Source organism: Clostridium guangxiense (genome assembly GCF_021043395.1).
In the GTDB taxonomy this organism is placed as follows: domain Bacteria; phylum Bacillota; class Clostridia; order Clostridiales; family Clostridiaceae; genus Clostridium_S; species Clostridium_S guangxiense.
On the sequence record NZ_JAJNKE010000013.1, the window covers coordinates 25,801 to 37,777 of the forward strand.

Sequence of the window (11,977 nt, forward strand, 5' to 3'; positions counted from 1 at the left end):
GATATAGTAAGGAGTGTTAACTATGAAAAAAGAAATGTATTTAAAAATTGAAAAGTATATGCTTTCTTGTATGAAGGACGGTGCCCATGATTGCCAGCATATTTATCGTGTGCTGTACTTTGCTTTAGATATAGCAAGTGATTATAGTGTTGATAAAGATGTGTTAATTGCGGCTTGTCTTCTGCATGATATTGGGCGAGAGGCGCAATTCAAAAATTCAGAATATGACCATGCTGTTGTTGGTGCGGATATGGCATATAAGTATTTATGTGAAATAAAATGGATTGAAAGTAAGGCAAGTCATGTAAAAGCATGTATATCTACCCACAGATATAGAAATAATAATTTGCCTAAAAGTATAGAAGCAAAAATTTTATTTGATGCAGATAAGTTGGATGTTGTAGGTACTGTTGGAATAGCAAGAACTCTGGCATATAAAGGAATTGTTTCAGAACCGCTGTACTCTATCGATGAAACTGGCAATGTTCTCGATGGAAGTGGGGATGAGTCACCATCATTTTTTAAGGAATACAACTGGAAGTTAAAGAATGTGTATGATAAGTTTTTTACTAACCGTGCGAAGAAAATTGCAGAAAAGAGTAGGAAAGCAAGCATTGATTTTTATGAAAGCATGTATAGAGAAGTTAGCTCAGTTCATAAAGTTGGAATAAATTTGTTGAAAAATTCATTGGAATTATAAGTAACATTCTTATATTTCTAGGCTCAGAACGTATTTAATGTAATCATGGCTCATAATTGTATTTTTATTTCTTCATAACTTCTACACACAAATATATTAATATAATTTGGAAACAATAGATAGTGAAAAAGATAATCAAGGTCTATTGACTTTTAAAATAATAAGTGGTATTTTAAAAATACAGACCACCGTACGGGGGAGGGGTATATATGAATGAAGAAAAAGAAGCTGCAGTAAGGGCATTAAAAACGTCAAAAGGACAAATTGAGGGCATAATAAAAATGATAGAAGAAGGAAGATACTGCGTTGATATTTCAAATCAGATAGTTGCAGCCCAATCACTATTAAAAAAAGCAAATATGCTAATACTAAAACAGCATCTTAATCACTGTGTTAAAGAAGCATTTTTGCATAATAATGGTGAAGAGAAGGTTGATGAAATAATAGCATTACTTTCTAAAATTAGTGACAAATAAGTAAAGGTGGTGAGTTATAGTGAACAAAACGTTAGATATACAAGGTATGACCTGTGCAGCTTGTGCAAGAGCTGTTGAAAGGGCATCAAATAAATTAGATGGAGTAAAAGAGGCAAATGTAAACTTGGCAACAGAAAAACTTAACATAGATTTTGATGAAAGCAAATTAAGTGTTCCAGATATCCAAAAGGCTATAGAAAAAGCAGGATATAAGGCACTTGTGGAGACAACAAAAAAGATTCTGAACATACAAGGTATGACTTGTGCAGCTTGTGCTAGAACTGTAGAAAAGGTTACAGGAAAACTTGATGGGGTAACTGAAGCCAATGTTAACCTAGCAACTGAAAAATTAAGTGTAAGCTTTGATACGTCAAGAACAAGTATTTTGGATATAGAAGAGGCAATAGAGAAAGCTGGATATAAGGCATCCGAAGAGATAATTTCAGTTGATGAGGATAGAGAAAGAAAAGAAAAAAATATAAGTGCATTATGGAGAAGATTTGTTATATCAGCTGTATTTGCTGTACCACTTTTAATCATAGCTATGGGACCTATGATACTTCAAGGATTGGGCATGATGCTTCCAGAAGCAATTGATCCAATGATGCATCAAAGGGCATATGCAGTTATAGAGCTTACATTGGTTTTACCAATAATGTTTGAGGGGAAAAAGTTTTTTCAAGTTGGATTTAAAACTCTAATTAAAAGAAGTCCTAATATGGATTCACTCGTTGCAATTGGAGCATCAGCAGCGTTTTTATACAGTGTATTTGGAATATATGAAATTTTTGCTATAAACAATTCAGCACAGCTATATTTTGAATCTGCAGGTGTCATACTTACTCTCATAACTTTGGGGAAATATATGGAGGCCGTTTCAAAAGGAAAAACTTCAGAAGCCATAAAAAAGCTAATGGGGCTTGCCCCTAAGACGGCTAAGGTTATACGTCAGGATAAGGAAATAGAAATTCCCATAGATGAAGTTAAAGTAGGGGATATCATAGTAGTTAGACCAGGAGAAAAGATGCCCATTGACGGAAGAGTTGTAGAAGGCATTACTTCAGTAGATGAGTCCATGCTTACAGGAGAAAGCATTCCTGTAGAAAAGAACGTTGGAGACAGCATTATAGGTGCCAGCATAAATAAAAATGGATCAATAAAATATGAGGCTACTAAGATTGGCAAGGATACGGCATTATCACAAATAATAAAGCTTGTTGAGGAAGCGCAAGGGTCAAAAGCTCCAATTGCAAAGCTTGCGGATATAATATCCGGCTATTTTGTTCCGGTTGTAATTACTTTAGCGATTATTTCTTCTGCAGCGTGGTATTTATCAGGAAAAGATATTACCTTTACACTCACTATATTTATATCGGTACTTGTAATTGCGTGTCCATGTGCCCTTGGTTTAGCAACTCCAACAGCAATAATGGTTGGAACAGGAAAGGGTGCTGAATATGGAGTGCTTATAAAGAATGGAACTGCCCTTGAAAATACGCATAAAGTTCAAACAGTAGTTTTTGATAAAACTGGAACCATAACTGAAGGAAAACCTAGAGTTACCGATATTGTTACTGTTTCAGGTATAGATGGTGATTATCTACTTCAAATGGCTGCATCGGCTGAAAAAAATTCGGAACATCCACTTGGTGAGGCAATAGTTAGAGAAGCAGAGGAAAAAAATATTGAATTTCTTCAAGTTAAAGATTTTAAGGCTGTACCAGGTATGGGTATTGAAGTTAATATAGATGGTAAAAAGGTTTTACTTGGAAATAAAAAGTTAATGGATAAAAGAAATATAGGATTAAAAGACTTAAGCGAAGTTTCAGATAAACTTGCAGCGGAAGGCAAAACTCCAATGTATGAGGCTATTGATGGCGAAATCTCTGGTATAGTAGTTGTTGCTGATACCGTTAAGGAAAATAGTAAAAAGGCGATAGAAAGACTTCACAACATGGGAATAGAAGTTGCAATGATAACAGGTGATAATAGAAGAACCGCTGAAGCTATAGCAAAACAGGTCGGTATTGATAGAGTGCTTGCAGAGGTTTTACCAGAGGATAAAGCAAGCGAAGTTAGGAAGATTCAAGATGAAGGTAGAAAAGTTGCTATGGTTGGAGACGGCATAAACGATGCACCAGCATTAGCACAAGCGGATATAGGAATGGCAATAGGATCAGGAACAGATGTTGCAATTGAATCTGCTGATATAGTTCTAATGAGAAGTGATTTAATAGATGTTGCTACAGCTATTGATCTTAGCAAAAAGACAATAAAAAATATAAAAGAAAATTTGTTTTGGGCATTTGGGTATAATACTCTTGGAATACCAGTTGCCATGGGAATATTATACTTGTTCCATGGACCACTTCTAAATCCAATAATAGCAGCACTTGCTATGAGTTTTAGTTCAGTATCTGTTCTTACAAATGCACTTAGACTTAAGGGGTTTAAACCCATGTAATATATAAAGGAGGAATTTAAAATGGCAAAGAAAATATCAATTGAAGGAATGAGTTGTCAGCACTGCGTAATGCATACTAAGGAGGCTCTAGAAAGCATAGGAGCATCAGATGTAAAGGTGGATTTAAAAAAGAAATGTGCAGTAATAGGTAATGATGTAGCAGATGAAAAAATAAAAGCTGCAGTTGAAGATGCTGGTTATGAGGTCGTAAAAATTGAAGAAGCATCAGAAGAAAGTGGTTCAAAGCTTAAGGGACTTTTTAAAAAGTTTAAAGCATAATATTAACTAAAGCATAGGGAGGATTATTTTAATATAATTCTCTCTATGCTTTTTTGCTAGAAATGAATGTTACATATATTTACATGAAGGTAGGTTGTTGCTATAATTAGAATGAATTTGTTACTGAGTAAGTTTTATCATATAAGATGTTTATAGTGACTGCTTAGTTCTAAATAAATTCATAATTACACAATAATATTTATGAAGGGAATGTAATTTAATGAATAAAAAATTGATAGTTATTTCTTTACTATCTTTAAGTTTTTTCATGGTAGGATGTACAAATAATAAGGAAGTTAAGAATACTTCTGCTAATGTTAGTACTCAAAGCAATAAAGCGCCTCAAGCCCAACAATTAAATAATACTGATACAACTAAAAATAGCACTGACAGCCAAGGAAAAGCTGGCGGTAATAGTAGCAGTGAAAACAAGGGTACTACACAAAATTCAAATCAGGCAGCTGAAGTTTATCAATTAAATTCAAATGTGTATAAAAACCAAAATATAACAATAAATTATCCTCAAATTACTGGCCTTGGTGACAGTAATAAACAATCAGTAATAAATGAATTAATTAAAAATGATGTAGTATCATATGTAAATAAAAATATTGCAGGAGATTCAAATTTGACTCTTAATTATATTGTAAAATTACAAGCTTCAGATTTGCTTAGTATCCAGTATTCTGGCGTGGCAAGTCGCTCAAATTCTGCTCATCCAAGTAATATATTTTATACTACTAACATTGACGTAAAAAATGGAAAAAAGCTGAGATTATCTGATTTTGTTCAAGTAAATCAAGACCTTGTAAAGGCCTTTAAAAAAGGTCAATATGTAAATTTTCAATCTAGATATAGTAAAGAACAACAAGCAGAGATTGTTAAATATGTTAATGACAATATTAGTGCTAATAATTTGATTAAATACTTTAATGAGGCTGATAGTCTAGATATTGAGAATGTAAATACATCTAGTACATTTAGCTATTTAACAAAGGATTCTATTGTTATCAGTGTAAATGTTCCACATGCACTAGGCGATCATGCGGAATTTAGCATAAATTATAAAAATATACAAAGAAATATAAACGCTAAAGATAGCGTACTGAAAAGTTTAATAAATTAGTCAGTAGTTCAACTAGAAATTCTATATATAAAAATAAAATAGGATGTGATTTTATGGAACGATTAAAAAAACCAGTATTTACACTAGCACATGTTGGCATAAATACAGAAAATACACAAAAGGCTCAAGAGGTATCTTCACTATTATCTAGTATATTTAATTTTGATAAAGAGGAAACTGAAGTGTCAATATTTGCTGGCAGTGGTGTTGAGGTAATGAAATATAAAGGTTTTGGAACTTATGGACATATTGGATTTTCTACAGAAGATGTAGAAGCAGCGGTAAAGTATTTAGAAGCAAAAGGAGTGAAATTCAACTATGAATCAGTAAAGTATGATGAAGATAAGAAAATAAAGCTTATCTATTTGGAACAAGAGATTGGCGGCTTCGCAATTCATATATTAAGGAAAAATTAAGTGCTGTACCTAACAAAAGATTCCATCACTCTACTCTTTGCCATTTGCTCTGAAAGGGGGAGGCTTATATGAACTTAGAGGATATAAAAAAATACTGCAAATTAAAAAAATAAAATGTACCCTATAGGGTAGACATTATAAAAAAGTCTACTCTATGGGGTATTTTTGTGTATAATAAGATAAATAACATTAGGAGAATGCAAATGAGTAATAAAATATTTACAAAAAAAGAATTAGAAATATTATATAAAAATAGATATGTTAAGAATGTAAGTGAGAAAGGCATCACCTATACTGATGAATTTAAGAACATTTTTATTACTGAGAACGAAAAAGGAAAACTTCCAAGGGAAATTTTCGAAGAGTGTGGTTTTGATATAGATATACTTGGAATTACACGAATAAAAGCATCAGCAGGCAGATGGAGAACTTCTTATAGAAATAATGGTGTATCTGGATTAACTGATACCAGAAAATTGAACTCTGGAAGAACAAGTGAGAAAGAACTTTCGATAGAAGAAAAATATAAACGTCTTAAAGCTCAAAATAACTTGCTTAAAGCGGAGAATGAATTATTAAAAAAAATTCAACATCTAGAAAGGAGGCTGAGCAAGAAGAAGTAAATTTAGCCGCAAACAATAAATTTGTTATTATAAAATCAGTAATTGAAAAATATAAACTTAAAAATATGGTTAACTATTTATGCAAAATAGCTGAAGTATCTAGATCGGGATATTATAACTATTTTTCATCCAAATCACACAATTCTAGAGCACAACGCGATAATAAAGACGAGTTGCTTAGAGATAATATTTTGAAAGCCTATAATTTTAAAAATCGTAAAAAAGGAGCTAGACAAATTAAAATGACATTAGAAGGTCATTTTGATATCGTATACAATTTAAAATGTATTAGAAGGGTAATGAAAAAATATGGTATTGTCTGTCCAATTAGAAAAGCCAATCCATACAGAAGAATGATGAAAGCAACAAAAGAACATACTGTTTTGCCAAATATTCTAAAGAGAAATTTTAAGCAAGAGATGCCAGGTAAGGTATTGTTAACAGACATAACTTATTTATTTTATGGCAAGGGCAAAAAAGCATATTTATCAACAATTAAAGATGGATCTACAAACGAAATATTAGCCTATAATATATCTGATAGTCTAACACTAGATATAGCAATAGATACGCTATACAAGCTAAAAAACAATAGGAAAGTAAAATTAGATAAAGATGCATTTATTCATTCAGATCAAGGAGTACACTATACCAGTCCAAGATTCCAAAAATTAGTTAAAAAGTACAAGCTTGCTCAATCAATGTCAAGACGCGGTAATTGTTGGGACAATGCTCCACAAGAATCTTTCTTTGGACATTTTAAAGATGAGGCATATATAAAACAATGCGAAACATTTGAAGAGTTAAAGAAGGAAATTAAGCAGTATTTAATCTATTATAATAACTATAGATATCAGTGGAATTTAAAAAAGATGACTCCTGTTCAATACAGAAATCATCTTATTAATGTAGTATAGACTTTTTTTTAATTGTCCTTGACAAAGGGTACATTTTAAAAGGTGTAACAGAAACTTTTCCCTTTGATGGTGAAACTCTTGTTATGAAGGTTGGTTCTAAGATGTTTTTGCTTACAGATATAACTAATCCTGTTTTAAAAATAAGCTTAAAATGCGATCCATTTATGTCTATAGATTTAAGGAGAGACTATAAGGCTGTTGAAGCCGGATATCATTTGAATAAAAAACACTGGAATACTGTAACTGTTGGGGAAGATTTTGAAGATGATAAGGTTAAATTTTTAATAGATATGTCTTATGATCTTGTGTTTAAAGGACTTACTAGGAAGGAAAAGAATATATTGTGAAGTAACAATGCTTCGTCGCGTTAAAAAAATCTTATAAATCTATGTGGCTATTTTAAATAGTGCCTGCTTTGGGCTATAGGAAGGATAATGGGCAAAGCCCAAGCCTCGTATATGTCTATACTCGTTATCGCTCAGACAGATTGAAATATCTAAGCATTTTACAATTTTTGAACCAAGATTTATTAGAATTTTTTTAAATCGTTCCTTCATTCCCACAGTAGTGCAAGGAAAAAATTCCTCCGTTCCTACGGAATTTCGGCGTGAATATTTATAGCACATTATTTAAACAATTTATCATTATTTTTATTGTAAAATCTCGTTAATAGTGTATTTTTCATAGGGAACCTGAGAAAAATATTCCTTGTATTTTCGGGTTAGCAAAGTAACAGTATTGAAGAGATGATTTAAATGAAAGCTAATAAATCTTAGGAGATGATTGTTAAAAGGCTTAGAAGTTTCAATCTGTTTGAGTGATAACGAGTTATTGGAACTTATTAGAATTTTAACAATCATCTCCTTAGATTTATAGTTTTCATTTAACATCTCAAAATACTGTTACTTTGCAGCATACTGCTTTTCGTAGTTTCTTTTCATATTATATTCAAATTTTTTAACATAGGCTTTTGAAAATTCTTCTGGTGATACTTTGAAGCTATTAAGAGTATCCATGTAATACATCATAGCATCAGAGAGTTCTTCAACAAAGTGGTCTCTTACGGCAGGATTATTCATAATTTCATCCTCACCTTTTTTCTTTATTATAGCTATAACTTCTCCTATTTCTTCAATCATATATAAAATAAAGTTTTTGCCTTTTTCAGGTTCCATTGGAGCCCATTCATTCTTATGCTTTTCCCATAAGTCCATTGATAATTTTAGCATTTCGGATATATTTAAATTACTGTCTTCAATCAATTAGATACACCTCTTTATAATCTATAGATAAACAAGCCGAAAGATTGAAATTGCTAATATCAAATTATCCATACAAACTGGAATTTAACTCAGAGTACAAAGTACAGTGAAGGATGATTTTTCTCCGCTGTCGCTACAAAAAATCTTAAACTTAATGCACGCAAAGCGCTTAAAATATAGTGCTCAGCGTAGCTGACACTATTAAGTTCTAAGATTTACCTGAGAGAAACGAAAGGTAAATCCACCTTCACTGTACTCTGTACTTTGTACTCTGTGCTCTGAATCAACTTCCAGTTGGTCAGGATAAATTTGGTGTTAGTCATTTTAAAGTTTCAAGTTGCCCATCTATCTTCTAGATTTAATATATTAAAATTATAGCACTATACATTGAGAGTAAAAAGGAATAGATATTTTTTTGCCACATTGCAATGAAAAATTATAATCTTGTGTAAACGTATAGATATATTATAATAAGATTGTAAGCGAAATTAAATGCAATTTAATATTAAATTTAGGAAGATGGTATACCTATGCTGAATAAACGTTGTTCAAAGCTGTTGAATGAAATTGTTAATACTGAAGATTATGTTAGTATTTTAGAACTATCAAAGAGTTTTGGAGTAAGTAACAGAACTATAAGATATGACCTTGATAAAATAGATGATTTTTTGAAAAGTAGTAATTTGCCACAATTAATCAGAAAGCCTAATGAGGGTATATCTTATAAATGTAGTCCAATACAAAAAAATAATTTATTAAATTTAATTGGCGAAGTTGATTTAAATCAATATGCATTATCTCAAGATGAAAGAATTAATATGATTCTTATTGAACTGTTAGAAAGTAGAAATTATATAACAATGGATAATCTTGCAGAACATTTGCTAGTAAGTAGAAGCACTATTTTAAAGGACATGGATAAAGTAAGAGAATGGCTTTTAGATAAAAATCTAGAGCTCAAGCCTTGTAAAAGGCATGGAGTAATGATTGCCGGAGAAGAAAAATATTTAAGAAAAGCGGCAATTAGTCTACTTACAAATAATGTGGATGTCTACAAAGCACTTAATTTGATAAAGTATCCTAAGATTTCAAGATCAGAATTTGCCTTAGATAAGTATAAAAAACAGTTTTTTAATGATATTGATATTCCTTATATAGAAAGTTGTGTAAACATTGCAGAGAAACAATTGCAAAACAAATTCACAGACGAAGCATGTTCTGGATTAGTTATACACATAGCCATTGCAATAAAAAGAATAAAGGAACAAAAGGATATTGTAATGGAAAAGGAAGAATTGAAGTCACTTGAAGTCACAGAAGAATTTGTTGTTGCATCAAGTATTGCAAAAGCACTTGAGAATAAATTTAACATTATTATACCTGTAGATGAAATAGGATATATAACTATACATTTGTTAGGAAGCAATGTTTCTATATCAAAAAATAATGATGTAGATTGGGGCACAATTGAATATATTGCCAATGATTTAATTAAGAAGGTTAGTTCAATTTTAAACATTAGTTTATTTGACGATAAGCAGTTGTTAAATGGACTTATACAGCATATAAGACCAGCGATATATAGATTAAAGCATGATATTATATTAAAAAATCCATTACTAAAAGAAATAAAAGAATCCTATCAAGAATTATTTTATGCCATTAAAAGTTCTGCTTATGAAATTGAGAGATATGGCAGAAATAAATTAAGCGAAGAAGAAATAGGATATATAACTTTACATTTTGGTGCAGCAATAGAGAGAAATAAGAAAGCAGATAATACAAATATAAATGTTATTGTAGTGTGTGCTACAGGTATGGGGACAGCAAAGCTTGTATCATCAAAAATTCAGTCACTTTTTAACTTAAATATAATTGATACTATATCATACCATGATTTAAGTGATGTACTTAAAAATCAAAAAGTGGACTTGATTATTACTACAGTGCCTATAAGATTAAATACTAATGATGTTCCATGTATTGAGGTAAATCCATTTTTAACAGAAAAAAATGTAAATGATATTAGTTCAGTTTTAAGAAAATATAACAGGGGATATACCAATAATGTACGCAAAATTTCATTAAAGGAAATAATGGACATAATAGGTCGTAACTGCACTATTTTAAATAGTGAAAGCTTGACACAAGAATTAGCAAGTTATCTTTCAATAAGTAACGACATTAAGAAAGGAGCATATGAACCAATGTTAAGAGAAGTATTAACAGATGATTTTATAAAATTAAATGTAGAAGCAGAAAATTGGGAACAAGCCGTAAGATTTGGAGGAGAGATACTAAAAAGTAACAATGTAATAGAGCAGAGTTATATTGAAGGCATGATTAATAGTGTTAAAACATTAGGACCATATATTGTAATTGCTCCTGGTATTGCAATGCCTCATGCAAGACCAGATGAAAGTGTAAAAAAAATAGGAATGAGCCTTATAACTTTAAAAAAGCCTATTAATTTTGGAAATGAAGATAATGATCCAGTTAGCTTAGTGGTATGTTTATGCGCAGTAGATCACTCAAGCCATTTAAAAGCTTTATCTGAGCTAGTTACATTTTTAGGTGATAAGGAATTTATAGAAATTGTTTCAAATGCAAATAATCCTAGTGAAATAACAAATTATATTAAAAATAAAGGAGAGATGTAAAAATGAATATTGTAACTGTATGTGGAATGGGAATGGGATCAAGTTTAATACTTAAAATGAATATGGATGATATATTAAAGAAAAATGGAGTAAGCGCTAATGTTGAAGCATGTGATTTAGGATCTTTAACAGGTAAAACTGCAGATTTAGTTGTAACAACTTATGAATTGAAATCTCAAATTGATGGTAAAGGATACAATACTGTTTATGTAAAAAATGTAATAGACAAAAAAACAATAGAAGAAGTAGTTATGGAGGCAATAAGAAATTTAAATAAGTAATGAGTAGTTATAATCTAATCTTTTTTAAAGAAATTAAGTGCTGTATATTAAATATAGCCTTTTAGCAAATATAAATAATATAGCAGCACTTGATATATAAAATTAAAAATCGGTGTAAATGATTGTGCTGATAATAAGCGGGGGGGAAAAAATAATGATTAATTTTATTGTAAGCTTTCTTGATCAACCTGCAATCGTCGTAGGAATTATGGCGTTGATAGGTTTAATTGCTCTAAAGAAACCAGTATCTCAGATTGTTACTGGAACATTTAAAACTATTATTGGTTTTATAATATTCCAGCTAGGTTCAGGTGCAATAGCTGACAATCTTAATATTTTGGGACCTGCATTTCAAAGTGCGTTCCATATACAAGGAGTTGTTCCAACCAATGAGGCGGTAATAGCGTTAGTTCAAAAGAACTTTGGTACAGAAATGGCCCTAATTATGGCATTCGGATTTATTGTAAATATTTTAATTGCTAGACTTACTTCATTGAAATACATATTTTTAACAGGGCATCATATGTTATTTATGGCAGGCTTATTAGCAGCAATATTATCTGTTTTAGGATTTAAAGGTCCTGAACTTATAATTGTGGCATCATTACTTTTAGGTGCAACTATGGTTATAACACCAGCAAATATTTTATTTGAAAAGTATGGTTTTACAGTACAAAATATAGTAGAAAGTGCAAAGAAATTGTGCAATAAATAGTGTTATAAATAACAAGCAGGTCGCTAAAATCTTGTTGACTTGCTTGTTATTCATTTTT

General features: G+C 30.9%; 12 protein-coding genes. 11 read left to right on the top strand and 1 reads right to left on the bottom strand.

Features of this window, described 5'->3' with window-relative positions; translation table 11 throughout:
* Positions 1-22 precede the first annotated feature (22 nt).
* From LQK79_RS09600 to LQK79_RS09635, 8 genes are all read left to right on the top strand, one after another.
* A complete protein-coding gene (locus LQK79_RS09600; RefSeq protein ID WP_231016386.1) occupies positions 23-700 on the top strand; it encodes an HD domain-containing protein in 678 nt (225 codons plus the stop codon).
* 209 nt (positions 701-909) lie between these two features.
* A complete protein-coding gene (locus LQK79_RS09605; RefSeq protein WP_231016388.1) occupies positions 910-1,176 on the top strand; it encodes a metal-sensing transcriptional repressor in 267 nt (88 codons plus the stop codon).
* A 16-nt stretch (positions 1,177-1,192) separates the two neighbouring features.
* On the top strand, positions 1,193-3,640 hold the full coding sequence (locus tag LQK79_RS09610; protein WP_331000660.1) for a heavy metal translocating P-type ATPase: 2,448 nt from the start codon (positions 1,193-1,195) through the stop codon (positions 3,638-3,640).
* Positions 3,641-3,661: 21 nt separating this feature from the next.
* Positions 3,662-3,919 carry a heavy-metal-associated domain-containing protein gene (locus LQK79_RS09615; protein ID WP_231016391.1) on the top strand — a complete coding sequence of 86 codons (258 nt, stop codon included), beginning with the start codon at positions 3,662-3,664 and terminating at the stop codon, positions 3,917-3,919.
* 220 nt (positions 3,920-4,139) lie between these two features.
* A complete protein-coding gene (locus tag LQK79_RS09620; protein ID WP_231016393.1) occupies positions 4,140-5,045 on the top strand; it encodes a hypothetical protein in 906 nt (301 codons plus the stop codon).
* A 53-nt stretch (positions 5,046-5,098) separates the two neighbouring features.
* The gene (locus tag LQK79_RS09625) at positions 5,099-5,461 is read left to right on the top strand and encodes a VOC family protein (protein WP_231016395.1); all 363 of its coding nucleotides are present in this window, start codon (positions 5,099-5,101) and stop codon (positions 5,459-5,461) included.
* Positions 5,462-5,664: 203 nt separating this feature from the next.
* A protein-coding gene (locus LQK79_RS09630; RefSeq protein ID WP_231016397.1) for an IS3 family transposase occupies positions 5,665-7,001 on the top strand; the annotation gives its coding sequence in 2 pieces (ribosomal slippage) (positions 5,665-6,049 and positions 6,049-7,001; 1,338 coding nt in all).
* Between the two features lie 32 nt (positions 7,002-7,033).
* Positions 7,034-7,348: an MmcQ/YjbR family DNA-binding protein gene (locus LQK79_RS09635; protein WP_331000661.1), complete on the top strand. Its 315-nt coding sequence runs from the start codon at positions 7,034-7,036 to the stop codon at positions 7,346-7,348.
* Positions 7,349-7,903: 555 nt separating this feature from the next.
* On the opposite strand, the gene LQK79_RS09640 is transcribed toward LQK79_RS09635, so the two are convergent.
* On the bottom strand, positions 7,904-8,263 hold the full coding sequence (locus LQK79_RS09640; protein WP_231016401.1) for a MazG nucleotide pyrophosphohydrolase domain-containing protein: 360 nt from the start codon (positions 8,261-8,263) through the stop codon (positions 7,904-7,906).
* A 530-nt stretch (positions 8,264-8,793) separates the two neighbouring features.
* Between LQK79_RS09640 and LQK79_RS09645 the strand changes: the two genes are divergently transcribed.
* From LQK79_RS09645 to LQK79_RS09655, 3 genes are all read left to right on the top strand, one after another.
* Positions 8,794-10,923, top strand: a complete 2,130-nt coding sequence (locus LQK79_RS09645; RefSeq protein WP_053241619.1) for a BglG family transcription antiterminator — start codon at positions 8,794-8,796, stop codon at positions 10,921-10,923.
* 2 nt (positions 10,924-10,925) lie between these two features.
* Entirely contained in the window at positions 10,926-11,204 is a 279-nt protein-coding gene (locus LQK79_RS09650) for a PTS sugar transporter subunit IIB (protein WP_053241620.1), read from the top strand.
* Between the two features lie 154 nt (positions 11,205-11,358).
* Positions 11,359-11,919 carry a PTS transporter subunit IIC gene (locus LQK79_RS09655; RefSeq protein ID WP_198149964.1) on the top strand — a complete coding sequence of 187 codons (561 nt, stop codon included), beginning with the start codon at positions 11,359-11,361 and terminating at the stop codon, positions 11,917-11,919.
* The last annotated feature ends 58 nt before the right edge of the window (positions 11,920-11,977 follow it).

Excerpts from the sequence above, each read along its gene's own strand:
- LQK79_RS09605 (WP_231016388.1), top strand. The coding sequence starts at position 910 with ATGAATGAAGAAAAAGAAGCTGCAGTAAGGGCATTAAAAACGTCAAAA.
- LQK79_RS09600 (WP_231016386.1), top strand. The coding sequence starts at position 23 with ATGAAAAAAGAAATGTATTTAAAAATTGAAAAGTATATGCTTTCTTGT.
- LQK79_RS09655 (WP_198149964.1), top strand. The coding sequence starts at position 11,359 with ATGATTAATTTTATTGTAAGCTTTCTTGATCAACCTGCAATCGTCGTA.
- LQK79_RS09625 (WP_231016395.1), top strand. The coding sequence starts at position 5,099 with ATGGAACGATTAAAAAAACCAGTATTTACACTAGCACATGTTGGCATA.
- LQK79_RS09620 (WP_231016393.1), top strand. The coding sequence starts at position 4,140 with ATGAATAAAAAATTGATAGTTATTTCTTTACTATCTTTAAGTTTTTTC.
- LQK79_RS09645 (WP_053241619.1), top strand. The coding sequence starts at position 8,794 with ATGCTGAATAAACGTTGTTCAAAGCTGTTGAATGAAATTGTTAATACT.
- LQK79_RS09650 (WP_053241620.1), top strand. The coding sequence starts at position 10,926 with ATGAATATTGTAACTGTATGTGGAATGGGAATGGGATCAAGTTTAATA.
- LQK79_RS09615 (WP_231016391.1), top strand. The coding sequence starts at position 3,662 with ATGGCAAAGAAAATATCAATTGAAGGAATGAGTTGTCAGCACTGCGTA.